This window comes from Bacillus sp. PK6-16, assembly GCF_056530295.1.
Window position 1 is genome coordinate 3234189 of the sequence record NZ_CP096511.1, and the last position, 16109, is coordinate 3250297.

Annotated in this window: 17 protein-coding genes and 1 pseudogene; 8 read left to right on the forward strand and 10 right to left on the reverse strand. The window is 35.1% G+C overall.

Annotated elements, in window-relative coordinates; all coding sequences use genetic code 11:
• The first annotated feature begins 168 nt into the window (after positions 1-168).
• The gene (locus M1D66_RS16480; RefSeq protein ID WP_086385939.1) at positions 169-1008 is read left to right on the forward strand and encodes an arylamine N-acetyltransferase family protein; all 840 of its coding nucleotides are present in this window, start codon (positions 169-171) and stop codon (positions 1006-1008) included.
• Positions 1009-1104: 96 nt separating this feature from the next.
• Here the strand turns inward: M1D66_RS16480 and M1D66_RS16485 are convergent, their stop codons facing one another.
• Both M1D66_RS16485 and exsG read right to left on the reverse strand, forming a co-directional pair.
• Complete coding sequence (locus M1D66_RS16485) at positions 1105-1314, reverse strand: hypothetical protein (RefSeq protein WP_000824206.1); 210 nt, start codon at positions 1312-1314, stop codon at positions 1105-1107.
• Between the two features lie 218 nt (positions 1315-1532).
• Positions 1533-1685, reverse strand: coding sequence for an exosporium protein ExsG (exsG, locus tag M1D66_RS16490; RefSeq protein WP_000395679.1), 153 nt, complete (start codon positions 1683-1685; stop codon positions 1533-1535).
• Between the two features lie 208 nt (positions 1686-1893).
• Between exsG and M1D66_RS16495 the strand changes: the two genes are divergently transcribed.
• The 7 genes from M1D66_RS16495 (at position 1894) to M1D66_RS16525 (ending at position 9238) form a co-directional block, all read left to right on the forward strand.
• The gene (locus M1D66_RS16495) at positions 1894-2712 is read left to right on the forward strand and encodes an excalibur calcium-binding domain-containing protein (RefSeq protein ID WP_242554624.1); all 819 of its coding nucleotides are present in this window, start codon (positions 1894-1896) and stop codon (positions 2710-2712) included.
• 203 nt (positions 2713-2915) lie between these two features.
• Positions 2916-3623, forward strand: coding sequence for an iron-sulfur cluster repair di-iron protein (gene ric / locus M1D66_RS16500; RefSeq protein WP_086385937.1), 708 nt, complete (start codon positions 2916-2918; stop codon positions 3621-3623).
• Between the two features lie 208 nt (positions 3624-3831).
• Entirely contained in the window at positions 3832-6237 is a 2406-nt protein-coding gene (gene nirB / locus M1D66_RS16505) for an NADPH-nitrite reductase large subunit (RefSeq protein ID WP_242554625.1), read from the forward strand.
• A gap of 15 nt (positions 6238-6252) precedes the next feature.
• A complete protein-coding gene (gene nirD / locus M1D66_RS16510) occupies positions 6253-6570 on the forward strand; it encodes a nitrite reductase small subunit NirD (protein WP_000616677.1) in 318 nt (105 codons plus the stop codon).
• A 58-nt stretch (positions 6571-6628) separates the two neighbouring features.
• Complete coding sequence (locus M1D66_RS16515) at positions 6629-8053, forward strand: uroporphyrin-III C-methyltransferase (RefSeq protein ID WP_144596427.1); 1425 nt, start codon at positions 6629-6631, stop codon at positions 8051-8053.
• Complete coding sequence (locus tag M1D66_RS16520; protein WP_000676473.1) at positions 8050-8760, forward strand: sirohydrochlorin chelatase; 711 nt, start codon at positions 8050-8052, stop codon at positions 8758-8760. The genes M1D66_RS16515 and M1D66_RS16520 overlap by 4 nt, the downstream gene beginning before the upstream one ends.
• The gene (locus tag M1D66_RS16525) at positions 8753-9238 is read left to right on the forward strand and encodes a precorrin-2 dehydrogenase (protein WP_086385933.1); all 486 of its coding nucleotides are present in this window, start codon (positions 8753-8755) and stop codon (positions 9236-9238) included. The genes M1D66_RS16520 and M1D66_RS16525 overlap by 8 nt, the downstream gene beginning before the upstream one ends.
• Before the next feature lie 174 nt (positions 9239-9412).
• Here the strand turns inward: M1D66_RS16525 and M1D66_RS16530 are convergent, their stop codons facing one another.
• The 8 genes and pseudogenes from M1D66_RS16530 to M1D66_RS16565 all read right to left on the reverse strand — a co-directional run bounded on the left by M1D66_RS16530 (position 9413) and on the right by M1D66_RS16565 (position 16098).
• Positions 9413-9790, reverse strand: a complete 378-nt coding sequence (locus M1D66_RS16530; protein ID WP_086385932.1) for a hypothetical protein — start codon at positions 9788-9790, stop codon at positions 9413-9415.
• A gap of 346 nt (positions 9791-10136) precedes the next feature.
• The gene (locus M1D66_RS16535) at positions 10137-11054 is read right to left on the reverse strand and encodes an AEC family transporter (protein ID WP_153595396.1); all 918 of its coding nucleotides are present in this window, start codon (positions 11052-11054) and stop codon (positions 10137-10139) included.
• A 300-nt stretch (positions 11055-11354) separates the two neighbouring features.
• A pseudogene (locus M1D66_RS16540) lies at positions 11355-11444 on the reverse strand (hypothetical protein); the annotation flags it as partial.
• 313 nt (positions 11445-11757) lie between these two features.
• Positions 11758-12927 (reverse strand): nitrate transporter NarK, encoded by a 1170-nt coding sequence (narK, locus tag M1D66_RS16545; protein ID WP_025709748.1) that lies wholly within the window; start codon positions 12925-12927, stop codon positions 11758-11760.
• A gap of 80 nt (positions 12928-13007) precedes the next feature.
• Positions 13008-13241, reverse strand: coding sequence for a molybdopterin converting factor subunit 1 (gene moaD, locus M1D66_RS16550; protein WP_000573692.1), 234 nt, complete (start codon positions 13239-13241; stop codon positions 13008-13010).
• Positions 13238-13708 (reverse strand): molybdenum cofactor biosynthesis protein MoaE, encoded by a 471-nt coding sequence (locus M1D66_RS16555; protein WP_049107462.1) that lies wholly within the window; start codon positions 13706-13708, stop codon positions 13238-13240. The genes moaD and M1D66_RS16555 overlap by 4 nt, the downstream gene beginning before the upstream one ends.
• A 44-nt stretch (positions 13709-13752) precedes the next feature.
• Positions 13753-15042, reverse strand: coding sequence for a molybdopterin molybdotransferase MoeA (locus M1D66_RS16560; RefSeq protein WP_061113426.1), 1290 nt, complete (start codon positions 15040-15042; stop codon positions 13753-13755).
• Between the two features lie 42 nt (positions 15043-15084).
• Positions 15085-16098 carry a molybdopterin-synthase adenylyltransferase MoeB gene (locus tag M1D66_RS16565; RefSeq protein ID WP_086385928.1) on the reverse strand — a complete coding sequence of 338 codons (1014 nt, stop codon included), beginning with the start codon at positions 16096-16098 and terminating at the stop codon, positions 15085-15087.
• Positions 16099-16109 lie beyond the last annotated feature (11 nt).

Here is a 16109-nt window from a genome sequence, read left to right on the forward strand (position 1 = left end):
TTATAAGACTTTCCTACGATTGAAAATTAAATTGAAATTTCAGAATATAAAATCATATTTCCAGAAACATATATTATGATAATTTCCGCACACTTGAATTAACTTTTTAGAAGTACTAACCTATCGGTGAGCAGAAGAAAATTCTGTAAAAAGAAAGGAGAATACTTTATGATGACCAAATTACAAAAGGAGTTTTTTAAACGCTTAGAAATTCCTGCAAAAGAAATAACATTTGATGATTTAGATGAAATTCTCTTGAAAATGGGAATGATTCTCCCCTATGAAAATCTTGATATTATGGCTGGTACTATTAAAAATATCTCAAAAGATAACTTAATAGAAAAGTTACTTATTCAAAAACGAGGTGGACTTTGTTATGAATTAAACTCCTTATTGTATTATTTTTTAATTGATTGTGGGTTTCAAGTATACAAAGTAGCCGGTACTGTTTATGATCTGTACGATAATAAATGGAAACCCGATGATGGTCATGTCATTATCATATTAAGTCATGAGGATAAAGATTATGTTGTGGATGCAGGTTTTGCATCTCATCTCCCTTTACATCCAGTCCCTTTTAACGGAGAAGTCATCTCCTCTCAAACAGGAGAATATCGAATTCGTAAGCGAAATACTCGAAAAGGTACGCATATTTTAGAAATGAGAAAAGGAGCTAACGGGGAATCTACAAGTTTCTTACAATCTGAACCTTCAAACGAATGGAAAATAGGCTATGCTTTCACTGTAGATCCAATAGATGAGAAAAAAGTGAATAACATTCAAAAAGTGATTGTAGAGCATAAAGAATCTCCTTTTAATAAAGGGGCTATCACTTGTAAATTAACTACTTATGGTCACATATCATTAACAAATAAAAATTATACAGAAACCTTTAAAGGCACTAAAAATAAACGACCAATAGAATCTAAAGATTATGCTCGCATTCTTCGTGAATCTTTTGGAATAACGCAAGAGAAATATGTAGGAAAAACACTAGAAAGAGGTTAGTTGACTACAAGTATTTCATAATAAAGCAGATTCTATATTTAGAATCTGCTTTATTTTATACTTTGTTATAAATTAATTTAATTTTGTTGTTACCCTTTAATTTTCAATTATATATTCATCATCATATTTATCATATTGTAGCCCTTCTCCTATCTTTGACTCCGTAACTTGATCTCTTAAAAACGGTGCAGCATCCATTTTGCTAGTTGCAATTTCAATTCCATATTTTTTCGTTAAATGAGCTAACTCTATTAAAAACCACTCTCTTCGCAATGTAACTGGAATATCCAATGTTTTTCTTTTCATATATAATAGCACCTCTTTTATTTTCATAACTTAACAACATCACTGGATGCACTTATTAAAACTACCTTTCACCGCTAACATCCAATGAAACATTATAGTATATGCATGTCCATTTCAAACGTGCTATCACAAATATGATATTTAAGTTTACATAATTATATTATGTAATAGTAGAAAAGGAAGGCATGTCCCTTCCCCTTCTACTATAGAGATTTAAATTAAGAACATCTTGGTACACCTAAAGCTAAAAATAAACCTGCTACTCCCGCAGTAATCGGTACTTTTAACGTAATAACATCGTCTACCTTCGTTACTAAAAAGTAAGCATTACCTTCTTGTAATATACAAGTTACCAACAATTGAAATTCCATTCAAATCTCCTCCTTTCAATCGATATACTATAATTTATGAAATCTCTTTCAAAACGTAATAGGAAATACATCCATTTTTCCTTATATATAAAATAAATGTTTATAAGTCTATTAAAAATATTAATTTTCTAAATTTATACAAAACGTGTAATATCCAATAAATTCCTATATAATCAATAAGAAGAATCTTACAAATGGAGGTATGAAAATGTCGATTTTAAGTAATATTGGTGCAGCTTTATTTTTTATTGCTTTTATTCTTTTAATCTTATGTATCATTTCATTCTTTAAGAAAAATGGAAAAGCAAAACAATATGGACGTCCTACCGTTATTCTTTTTATGATTTCTATTATATTAATAACGGCCGGTACAACAAAATCGGAACACCCCGTCGTCGAGTTTTTTTCTACTTTAAGTTTCATTCTATTTATATTCTTCCTTGTTCTAGCAATCTTATCTGTTATTAAGAAAACAGGTGTAGCGAAAAAACAATTTATTATTACAGCCGTATTATTTGTCATTTTTGTTGCGCTATCAGGTATTTCAGATCCTTCTTCTGAAAAAACGACAGCAACTAGTACAAAAGTTGCCTCTAATAATGAAGAGCCAAAAGATAGCGAACAGAAAAAAGAGCTAGAAAAGAAAGAGGCGGACGAAAAAACTCAAAAGCAAGAAGATGAGAAGCGTCTAGCCGAAGAACAAGCTCGTAAGCAAGAGGATGAAAAACGTCAGGCTGATGAGCAAGCTCGTAAACAACAAGAAGAGCAAAAACGTCAGGCTGATGAACAAGCTCGTAAACAACAAGAAGAACAAAAACGTCAAGCTGACGAACAAGCTCGTAAGCAACAAGAAGAGCAAAAGGCACAGCAAGTTCAAACACAACCTGCTTCAGGAAATACTAGTAGTGCATATTACAAAAATTGTGCCGCAGTTAGAGCTGCCGGGAAAGCTCCTCTATATAAAGGACAACCAGGTTATGACTCACATCTTGATCGTGATGGCGATGGAGTTGCATGTGAAAAATAGTAGTAAAAAAGAAGCTTCTAGTAAGCTTCTTTTTTATTATCAGAAACTATTATGACGAATTCCCTCTCCCTCTTCCTTTTATAAAACTCATTTTATTATCCTCAAAATTGACACATTATAAGTGATTTCAATCACCACATTGTTTTTCATTTATCGCTATTCTTAATTTAGATATTACATTAAAACTTTATGGAGGCATTCATATGGAACATACATTTACTGAAACTTCAATTGTTGGTGAGATTGTTACACAATTTCCGAAAGCTAGTGATCTTTTTAAATCATATAGAATAGATTTTTGTTGTGGCGGTAATAAGCCACTTATTGATGCAATTCATGAAAGAAATTTATCAGCTACTGAAGTGCTTACAGAGTTAAATACGCTTTATCATAATACGAAACGATTAAATGAATCGGAAATTGATTGGAAAAATGCTTCTTATCGTGAATTGATTGATTATGTTATAAATAAGCATCATCGCTATTTAAATGAAGAATTACCACAGTTAAGTCCGTATGTGACGAAAGTATTACGCGTCCACGGAGCAAGTCAGCCTCACTTAGCTCAAATTCATAAGCTATTTCACGAATTAAAGATGGAATTAGAACAGCATTTAATTAAAGAAGAAACAGAAGATTTCCCATTAATTTTAGAATTTGAACAAAATCCAATTGACGAAAACTATGTGAAATTACGTAAAGTAGTAGATGAGTTGGAAAATGAACATAACCACGCAGGCAACATTATTAAAGAACTTCGTAAAGTTACAAATAACTTTACTCCTCCAGAAGGAGCTTGCGGTACTTATCGACTTGTTTACCAACGTCTTGAAGCGCTAGAGTCTGATTTATTTGAGCACATTCATTTAGAAAATAATATTTTATTTCCACGTGCCATTACGAGAGCATAAATAAAGAGCAGGACATGAGTATACATACTTATGTCCTGCTCTTTCATTTGGTAAAGACTATACACATCCCTCTCGAATAAATCCGAATTTTAACAATTTGTGAATCATTATAAAAATGTGATAAATATCACATCTCCCCCTTATTTGATTTTCTATAATAAAAATATAATCCTTTGTTCAACATTTCACATAAAAAGGGGAAACGAAAATGAAAAAACGTTTAGTTATGATCGGAAATGGTATGGCTGGCATTCGCTGTATGGAAGAAATCTTAAAACATGATAGTGATTCATATGAGATTACTATTTTTGGAGATGAACCGCATCCAAACTACAACCGTATTATGCTCTCTCATGTTTTACAAGGCAAAACAAATATGCAAGATATCATTATGAATGAATACAGTTGGTATGAAGAAAACGAAATAACTTTGTATACGAATGAAAGAGTTCAAAGTATTAACCGAGAAGAAAAAATTATTATTACAGAAAAGAAGCGTACTCTTACATACGACAAGCTCATTATCGCAACAGGTTCTAGTGCTTTTATTTTACCTGTTGAAGGTTCCGCACTTTCTGGTGTAACAGGATTTCGAACTATTGAAGATACACAATTTATGATAGATACCGCTAAAGAAAAGAAAAAGGCCGTTGTTATTGGTGGCGGGTTACTCGGTTTAGAAGCCGCAAGAGGTCTAATTGATTTAGGAATGGACGTACATGTTGTTCATTTAATGCCTAGCTTAATGGAGCAACAACTAGATACGAAAGCAGCTGCTCTTCTGCGTGAAGATTTAGAAGCACAAGGCATGAAGTTTTTAATGGAAAAGAAAACTGTAAAAATTCTTGGTACAGACCATGTTGAGGGCATTCAATTTGAAGACGGTGAAGTTGTAGATTGTGATTTAATCGTAATGGCTGTCGGAATACGCCCAAATACGCAAATAGCAAAAGATGCTGGTCTAATTGTAAATCGCGGTATTGTAGTCAATGACTATATGCTAACAAATGATGAGTCCATTTATGCAGTTGGAGAATGTGCAGAGCATGACGGTATCGCATATGGACTTGTTGCTCCTCTTTATGAACAAGGTGCGATATTAGCAAAACATATAACAAATTTACAAACTGATGGATATTCGGGCAGTATCGTCGGTACACAATTAAAAGTTGCTGGTTGTGATTTATTCTCTGCTGGCCAAATTTATGAAGATGATCAAACGAAAGCAATATCCATCTTTAATGAATGTAAACGTTCCTATAAAAAAGTATTAATTCGTGATAATAAAGTCGTCGGTATCGTTTTATACGGTGATACAGCTGACGGTACACGCCTCTTTAGCATGTTAAAGAAAGAAGAAGATATACAAGAATATACACCAGCTTCCATTCTTCACAAAGCTGGTGAAGAATGTGAACTTGACGTTGCTACTATGAGTGCGGATGACACGATTTGCGGATGTAATGGTGTTACGAAAGGTACAATCGTTCACGCCATTTTAGAACAAGAGTTAACGACTTTTGAAGAAGTTAAAAGCTGTACGAAAGCCGCAGGTTCTTGTGGTAAATGTCGTCCACTTGTGGAACAAGTTTTATCTCATACACTTGGAGATGCTTTTGATGCCTCAGCGCAATCTGCCGGTATGTGTGGATGTACACCTTTATCCCGTGATGAAGTCGTAGCGGCCATTCACGAGAAAGGCTTAAAATCTCCAAAAGAAGTACGAAATGTTCTTGGTTTTGCACATGGAGACGGCTGTTCGAAATGCCGCCCTGCTTTAAACTACTATTTACGTATGGCGATTCCAGAAGAATATGAAGATGATAAATCGTCCCGTCTCGTTAATGAAAGAATGAATGGTAACATCCAGCACGATGGTACATTCTCTGTTATTCCACGTATGTACGGAGGCGTTACAACAGCTGATGATTTAATGAAAATTGCTGAAGTTGCGAAGAAGTATGATGTTCCACTTGTGAAAATTACCGGTGCAAGCCGAATTGGCTTATACGGTGTTAAGAAACAAGATTTACCTAACGTATGGGCTGACTTACATATGACTTCTGGATATGCGTATTCAAAGTCTCTTCGTAATGTAAAATCATGTGTTGGCTCTCGTTTTTGCCGTTTCGGTACGAAAGATTCATTAGGACTTGGTATGTTGCTTGAACAATCATTAGAAATGGTAGATACACCTCATAAAATGAAAATGGGTGTAACCGGTTGTCCGCGTAACTGTGCGGAAGTACTGACGAAAGATTTTGGCGTTGTTTGTGTCGAAAATGGATATCAACTTTATATTGGCGGAAATGGTGGTACAGAAGTACGTGAAGCTGATTTTGTAATGATTGTCCCTACTGAAGATGATGTCCTTCGCATCGCTGCAGCTTACATGCAATATTATCGTGAAACTGGTATTTACGGAGAGCGTACCGCCTACTGGACAGAACGTTTAGGCTTCGATCATATAAAAGAAATACTACAAGATGCAAGTATGGTTACTACGTTAAATGAACGTTTCCAAACAGCTCGTAGAACATATACGGAAGCATGGGGACAAGCACTAGAAACGAAATCATTAAAAGCGATGTATGAAGTAGAAACTGTGAAATAAGGAGCTGTGATCTAAATGATACAAACGAAAGAAAAAATAAAAGTTATGCGTGCGGAAGATCTTGCTATTCAAATCGGTAAAGAAGTGCAAATGAAAGGTATGTCTATCGCCCTATTCCGCCTTTCAAATGGCGATATTCGAGCTGTAGAAAATCGTTGTCCTCATAAAAACGGACCGTTAGCAGAAGGGATTGTGTCTGGAGAATTCGTCTTTTGTCCACTGCATGATTGGAAAATCTCACTACTAACAGGTGAAGTTCAAAAACCTGATGACGGCTGTATTCAAACATACGAAGTAGAAGTTATTGACGGTGACATTTATTTATACATGTAATTTTCGAAAGGAAGCCTCCTCTGGCTTCCTTTTAAATAAAAATTGATGAGGTGCAATTATGAACGGATATGTATATTTAGTTGGTGCAGGACCAGGTGATGAAGGGCTTATTACAAAAAAAGCGATAGAGTGTTTAAAACGTGCAGATATTGTTTTATATGACCGTTTACTAAACCCTTTCTTTCTTAGCTATACAAAACAAACATGTGAACTTATGTATTGCGGAAAAATGCCAAAGAATCATATGATGCGTCAAGAAATAATTAACGCACACCTTCTTCAATTTGCGAAAGAGGGCAAAATTGTTGTCCGATTAAAAGGCGGAGATCCATCTATTTTTGGCCGTGTTGGTGAAGAAGCAGAAACTTTAGCAGCAGCAAATATTCCATATGAAATTGTACCAGGCATTACATCTAGCATCGCCGCTAGTAGCTATGCAGGTATTCCCCTCACTCACCGTGACTACAGTAATAGTGTCACTTTATTAACCGGACATGCAAAAGGTCCCTTAACCGATCATGGAAAATATAATTCATCTCACAATAGCGACACGATTGCCTACTACATGGGTATAAAAAACTTACCTATAATTTGTAAAAACTTACTACAAGCAGGAAAAAAAGAAGATACGCCAGTAGCAGTCATTGAATGGGGTACAACTGGTAAACAGCGCGTTGTCACAGGGACACTGTCTACCATTGTTTCTATTGTCAAAAACGAAAATATTTCTAATCCTTCTATGACAATTGTTGGTGATGTTGTTACTTTGCGGAATCAAATCTCTTGGAAAGAACGTAAACCATTGCACGGCAAGAAAGTTTTATTTGCAGCTGCAACAAATAAAAAAAGCGCAATAAAGCAAAAGTTACAAGAGTCCGGTGCAGAAATATATCAAATTCCAACTTTCAAAAAGAAAGAATACACATTAACCTCTGAACAAATCAATAAGATTTTTAACGTTGATCGTCTTGTATTTTGTTCCGCTGACAGTGTAGACATCTTAATGCAATCATGCAGTAAATATCATAAAGATATTCGTTCCTTACAGGCAGAACTTCAGTATATGAACCTTTCTATTCAAGAAAAGCTCATGCAATATGGATTGTTCAGTAAACCTGCGCAATTTTCTTCGAATTCAACGATTTATTTAGGACGAAACATTAACCGAATTGCTGTTATTCAAGAAAAAATTGGTGCTGGTTCCTATATGATGACTCATGAGTACACAATTGATCATCGCTTCGATGAAATTCATTCCCGTATGCTTTCTGAATTCTCATGGGATAGCATTGTATTTGAAGGTCGTGCTTCTATTGATACGTTTCTAGCAGAAATAAAACGCCTTGGCTTTATCAATATTCTTACTCTCCCATTCTCGTATACCGACGTTCCAACTTTACACTATGCAAATAAAGTTGGGTTTCATAACGTAGATCATCAATTACAAGAAACTCTTATGAAGAAAGACATGGTGAGACAATGAAAGGAATTGTATATGTTGGACATGGGAGCCGGCTACAAGAAGGTAATGAACAATTCATTCAATTTATTCAATCTGTTATGAAAGAGCGAAACGAAAGAATTCAAAAAATAGCTTTTCTAGAACTAACGACACCTACTATTTCGGATGCAGTTACAGAAACGATAATAGAGGGAGTAACTGAAATAATGATTGTACCTGTTTTATTATTTGCAGCAGCTCACTATAAACGTGATATTCCTTTTGAAATAGAACAACTACAAAAGAAATATCCACAAATAACATTTTCAGTTGTACCTCCTTTTAGTACACATCCACATATGGTGGAACTTGTAGTGAAAAGAATACGTGAAGCTATGCCAATGCAAAATAGTAGTATTTTACTCGTAGGGCGAGGCAGTAGTGATCCACAACCGATACATGAATTACAACAAATCGGAGCAGCTGTCGAACGAAAACTTGGTATGCCAGTATCCTGTTCCTTTTTAACGAAAGGAACTCCCTCTTTTGCTGCTGAGCTCAAGGCTATAACATCGACTGCGTCCCATGTATATGTCATGCCGTACCTTCTCTTTACCGGATTATTACTTCAAAAAATTAAATTGCATACAAAAAAATATAATCATGTCACGACTTGTAACTGTCTTCAGTTTGATACATATATGAAACTAACATTATTAGAACGAATGGAGGAATGCATATATGTATAACATGTACCCTGTTATGTTTAATCTACAAAATAAAGTTGTCATTATCATTGGTGGAGGTAAAATTGCATATCGAAAAGCGTCTGGATTAAAAGATACAGGCGCTTTCGTCACTGTTGTCAGCCCAGAAATTTGCGAGGAAATGAAGGAACTTTCTTATATTACTTGGAAGCAAAAAACTTTTAGTAATGATGATATTAAAGATGCTCATCTAATTTATGCAGCTACAAATCAACATGCTGTAAATATGATGGTCAAACAGGCCGCTCATGATTTCCAGTGGGTTAACGTTGTAAGTGATGGTACAGCATCATCGTTTCACACACCTGGTGTCATTCGAAATGATGAATATGTTGTCACTATTTCGACTTCAGGTAAGGACCCATCGTTTACGAAGCGTATGAAACAGGAATTAACTTCTGTCCTTCCTAAACTTATAAAAAGAATTTCTCGTACTCATAAAATGGAATCTATCACTTAGCTAAAATAGGAATTAACTGTGAACAAACGTTTTTTAGAGGCGTTTGTTCTTTTTGCTTTAGTTTCGTTTTTTAGGATCAGACAAACAATTGGACAAGAATCTGTGAAGAAAAATAACGGCAACAATTACGGACAAAAAAGCAGTTGCTTGAGAGCAACTGCTTCAATACAGGTTTTATATTGGATATTCATTCAACCAAATTAGCGCTTGTTCATAATCATCAAAAAATCTCACAGATTCTTTCGTGTTAGATTGTTGTAAATAATCCATTATCTGCCCCTCTTCAAGGAGAAATGCAATTGCCTTACTGTTATTCAAAATGATTTCATTGAAGAACTTCTCTTTCCATACTTTTTGAACAGAAAAATGATTTGGCGTGTATCCTTTTCTATCCACCAACAATTTGTATTTCCGCCCTTCAGAAATGAATTGTTGACAAACCTGCTCAAAACCATTAAACCATTCATACACATCATCTGTTTTTATATTGCCAACTAGATGGGTAACAATTATATCTCCTGAAACTGTTGTGCTGATATTCTGTTTACTCAACTTGGAATCCCCCCTTAGTTACAATTTTGCGGAAAAACCGCATAAAATCAATAAAGAAAAAATTCTTACTTGACGCTCCCACCCCACCGCTATCAAACTAAGCTCATGTAACGTCAATTATAAGCGAAATTGTGTCTTTTTTCGCAAGTCTATATGTAGATGCTTTAAAGATTTTCATACGAAATAACCCGTAACGAGTTTCCTTTTTTTGAATTAAGCCACTTGATTATCAGACACGGTACAATTGTAAACGCCCCCCATATATCATAGACTGTTTTCTTCTCATATCGATGGGGTTTCCGTCCATCATTTACCGCCTCAAATCTATTCGTTTTTGCACGTATATTCAAAACAAAATATATGACAAATAAATAACAACAGTTACTGTAATAATACTGAAAAGTGTTGAAAATAAAACGATTTGTGCATGTAATTCAGGCTCTATTTGATATTCCATAGCAATGGTTGATGTATTTCTTGAAGTAGGAAAAGAACTTGCAATAAATAATGATTGTGCAACAATACCATCGATGTTTAGTATGTATATTACGGCAAGTGCTAATAATGGTCCCATCAGTAACCTTCCAATTAAAGCCCATGTTATGACTCGATGGAAAAAATTAAGTTTAATGTTAGATAATTGTGCCCCTAGCAATATGAGTGCTATTGCAACAAAACCATTCGCAAGCTGATTAAGAGGTAGCAAGATAGAATTAGGTATTTGAATTTTAAAAGATTGAAAGAGACCCCCTAATACGAGCGCATGAAATACAGGCAGTCTTAGAAATGATCGAATAATACCTCCGATTGTTTTTGTTGCTGATAGTAAGTTATATATCCCATATGAATAAGTTAGAAGATTCTGGAAAATAACAATAAAAATTTGAATGGAAACCCCCACTGGATTGTGACTGAAAATCAATTGACTTACTGGTAACCCATAATTACCAGAATTCATTAACGAAATGCTATTTTTTAGAGCTGCACTTTCTCCTTTTTCTAACTTTAATATTTTTGAAATGAAATGACTTACTATGATCAGACTCAGACTATAAAGCATTAAATAGTATATTATCTGGAGCAACAAACCTGTTTCTATACGAATATCATATATATTCACAAATACAGCCGCTGGCATTAAGCAATAAGTAATAAGTGTAGATAGCTGCTTTAAGTTAAATTGGAACTTTCTTTGTAAGATTGCACCAATTAGCATCAATATTAATATCGGTAATATTACGTCTAATATAATAAATACAAACATGTAAAACCTCATTCTAAATATATTTTAATTGGATTAAACGCTTTACTAAATGTGGACACATTTCATTCATCGGAAAACACCCTTAGTTCTCAATAATCAGAAAACTAAAATCGATAATATGAAAATGCTCATCAAAAATTCTTATTTCATTTCCCTCCCCTCTCTTTTCTTTAACATATCAAATATAACTCATAAAGAAAATTATGGATTATTTATACAAATTCATAATTTTATCTTATCGAACTAAACTGTATTCTTTAGTATAGTACTTTTTTCACAATATCCGTTAGCCTTACCAAAAAATTTGGCCCTAAAAAAATCTGATACTGCAGTTACTATGCGAAGAATACTTACATCAATCCCATACTTGTCGCTTAAACCACCTAACACACCTGATACTTGTTTATCTTGAGTGGACTTATATTTTTTTCATCTAAACATCCCGATTCAATTAAATATTTGCATTCTAAAAATGAGTTCGATCTTTAGAATAGATTTAAGATTTCCTTCACTAATCTACCCTTTAATTGAATAACTTTTGACTTCTATATTTTAAAATAAAATTCCATAAACCTTCTGTTTTTCATTTTAAAAGCACATTCTTTTAGAAAACGAGCGTTTGTTGAGATAGCAATAAAAACATGTTGAAGCCTATTACTAAAAGAACCATCCCAATATACTTTGGGATGGTTCTTTTTCCTTATTAATGATTCTTTAACATCACTAACAATTTCTCTTGGCTATACATCCATACTGTAATGATTAAACAAGCAAGTGCGACTTCTGATAGTGCCATAAATCCAATTGCATAATGACCTGTTAATTGGAATAGTAATGTTAAAATTAGCGGTGGGAAGAATCCTCCTAGTCCACCTAAAGCTGATACGAGACCATTTACAATACCAGCTTGTTCTGAGAAATACATTGGAACGAGTTTGAAGATTGTACCATTACCAATCCCTGCACAAAATGCTACTAGTAAGCAACCAAATGTATACACGTTCATACTAGGCATAAATGATAAAATAATACCTGATAGTGTTAAACCGATAAATACGAAGATTAATATTTTAAATGGATTAAACTTATCACCGAGCCAACCACCAATCGGACGCATAATTGTTGCGAGTACGATGAATCCGGCTGTCCGCATACCTGCATCTACTTTCTCTAATCCGAAATGAGATACTAAAAAGTTTGGTAAGTATACGGTAAATGCGACAAATGATCCGAAAGTTAAAAAGTAAAAGATACATAAAAACCAAAGTTTCTCATTTTTATATACACCTTTTATTTGTTCCATTAGTGGTGTATTCACTTTTTTCTCTTTACGATCACCTAATAAAAAGTTCATAAGTGCAAACACTGCAAGTAAAACTAAATAACATTGTACTGTCGTTCTCCAGCCAACTGAAGTTGCAATGACAGGTGCTAAAAACGAAGTAATTGCTGTTCCGGCGTTACCGACACCGTAAATACCATTTACAAAACCGTGACTCTCTTTCGGAAAGTATTTTGGTAAAGAAGTTACTCCTACAGAGAATACAGCACCACCGATTCCTACAAATAATCCACCAATAATTAAATCCATCATAGAATTGGCAACACTAATATAAAAAACAGGAAATAATAATAGAATAAAACTAATATAGAATAATTTTCTTGCTCCGAAACGATTTGTCCAATAACCAATTGGAATGCGAAGAATAGAGCCTAAAATAACAGGTACTGCTGTGACCATAGAAATTTGTCCCGCAGTTAATGGAATATCCGCTTTAATATAAGGCATTAATGATGATAAAATGACCCATACCATAAAACCGATAATTAGATTAGAAGTTTGTAAACTTAATTGAAAATTAGGACTTTTCATCCTGTTCCCTCCTATGTATGCATAGTTAAATTCATTCTCTCCAGCCCAATCACGTCCTAACATCATTAGGCTGAAAAGAATCAACCACCACTTACTGGCGGAATCATTGCTACGACATCACCAATTTGGATGATGTCATCCTCATTTGCGTATTCTTCATTTATCGCGACCATAATCTCGTTTGAAATTGCTATGTTGTATTTCTTAGTGAGGACTTCCTTTAATTCCGCAACTGTAATATTTTCATAGTCTATATGCAAAGCCGGCTTACTTGCTCCTTCTTGCAAATGTGCAAATAATAGTACTTCAATCATATTCTCATCTCCTTTCCAGGCTCGCCATTACCATATGCTGTTTTCTCTAACTGATCACCTATCCACCACTCTCCATCTTCCCAAAACTCTTTTTTCCAAATAGGAACAATTTGTTTTATGCGCTCCATAATATATTCATTCGCCTCATAGGCCGCTTTCCGATGTGGTGTAGACACAGCGACAACGACAGCAAGATCAGAAATTTGTAATGTACCAATGCGATGTGTAATAGCGACATATGTCCCCGGCCACTTCTCTCCTACTTCAATGCTAATTCTCTCAAGCTGTTTCTCCGCCATTGTCTTATAAGCTACATACTCTAAACAAAGTGTACGACGCCCTTTTGTAAATTCTCTAACAGTACCAACGAAAGTAGTAACTGCGCCACACTCACGACGAATTACTTTGTTTGTAACTTCCTCAATTGAAATAGGTGTATCAATTACTTCATAATACGTATATGTCATCTTGCACCTCTGATCCTTATATAAGTTAGCAATCCCTTTTTCTATTACTTGTATGATCGAAGCGGTTCTTCCCACGGCCACTCACTTCCGTTGTTTGATTCTAATAACAGTACCGAAACAGTAATTCCAGCTTCAAATCCTCTCGTTCCCCCTGGTAAAACGATAAATGCATTCGCTTCTGCAAGTGAAGAAATTGCGCTAGATTTATCTAAACCAACTGGTGTAACTTGTAATTGACCATCTATAATTTCTACTCGCCCTCTTACAAAACGAGTAAATGGGTTTGCTTTCGGAAAGTCTTTTTGTAAAATTGCCTCTGCACGATATATGTGCGAATCTTCCCTATGCAAGTATTTTCCAATCACTGGTCTAACATATAATTCACAACCGACATAACAAGCAGAAGGATTACCAGATAGACCAAATAGTAATTTTCCTTCTACCTCAGCTACAGTTGTCACACTTCCTGGTCGCATCGCTATTTTGTCAAAAAGTACATTAGCTCGTAATCTCTCATAGATGGCAGGTAAATAGTCATAGTCTCCTACTGAAACACCACCAGTTGTAATTAATATATCTACTTCTTTTATCGCCTTTTTTACAGTGTTATAACACGTCTCAAAATCGTCAGCGAATTGCCCATAATACTGTACAATCCCCCCTGCTCGTTCAATTTGAACAGCTACCATATAGGAGTTACTATTTCGAATCTTCCCTGGCTTTAATTTTTCATGTACTTCAAGCAGTTCGCTACCCGTCGTTACAATTCCAATCACTGGTTGTTTTATAACATGTACGAAACTATAACCAAACGTAGCAAGAAGCGCTGCTACTCCAGGATTAATAACAGTCCCTTTTTTCACAAGAATGCTATTTTGTTTTACATCTTCACCTTTAAAAGAAATGTTATCACCAGAAGAGAAAGATCGTTTTAATGTCATATAAGTCTTTTCGTTTTTTTCAAATCCTGCCGTTAGTTCTAACATAACAACCGCATTACACCCTCTCGGAATTGCGGCTCCTGTCATAATACGGACAGCTTGAAATGCTTTCACTTCTTCTGTAAAAACAAATCCTGCTCCAATTTCACCAATCACTTCAAACTGAATGGGGTTACTATTACTCGCTTCTTTCGTATCTTCCGCTCGAATCGCAAACCCGTCGTACGGAGAGCGATCAAAATGCGGAACATCATGATCTGCAATAACATCTTCTCCAAGTGTTCTACCGTAGCTTTCTATAAGAGAAACCTTTTCCATTTCACCTTGGTAGGCATATTTCATTACACGAGCAACTGCTTCTGCTACTGGAATTGGTATACGTTTTAATACCATTCTTTTTCACCTCGTTTTTGGAAAGTGAAACTCACTTTCTATTCAGCCTATATATTTTGCGTACAATCGTTTTGCTATTTTCACATCATTTGTCCCATGAATAAATGCCCTACCGTCTGTAAATAAAACGAAACGATATTCATCAATTAGAAATGCTAGTAAGTACGGCGTTTTTTGGACATGTACAATTTTTTGTAATCGTTTTTGAACTTCCTCTAAATGAAGAACACGTTTTACCCCTGAACGGATTTGAACCGTATTCCGTCCGCATAGCACTTCCGTTTTCATCTGTGCTTCAAATGTTAAACTTGGGTACGTGCGTGTATTTCCACAAGAGGGACATGTATTTTTCTTCTGTCTATTTACTTTTAATGAGAGATATTGATTGTTCCAAATATCAAATGATAACATTGTTCCTCTTAGCGCCTCGAAATCATCCACCAATATTTTCATCGCCTCTGTTACTTGATGAGCAACGACCATTTGTACAGCTGGTTGAATGATTCCTGCTGTATCGCATGTTGCACCGCCCATAGGATGATCCATTAAGCAGCGAAAACATGGTGTTTTCCCTGGAAGAATTGTATACGTTACACCGTAACTTCCAATACATCCACCGTATATCCAAGGTATATTTGCTTTTTGTGAAATGTCATTTATAAGTAAGCGCGTATCAAAATTGTCAGTCGCATCTAATATGAGATCCACTTCTTTTGTTAACTCTTTTATTTCTTGCAGTGTGACATCCGATACAACTGGTACAATTTCCACTTCAGAATTAATCTTTCTTACATGTTCTGCCGCTGCAATTGCTTTTGGTTTGCATTGTTTTGCATCTTCTTCTGTATATAACTGTTGCCGTTGTAAATTACTCCATTCGACATAGTCACGATCGGCAATTGTCAATTTCCCAATTCCCATCCTAGCGAGTGCTTCTGCATTCGCAGCCCCTAGTGCACCTGCACCAATTAAGAGCACATGTTTCTTTCTTATTTTCCTTTGTCCCATTTCACCAATTCTAGAAAACAACACTTGCCTTGAATATCGCTCTTGCATAAAGAATCCTC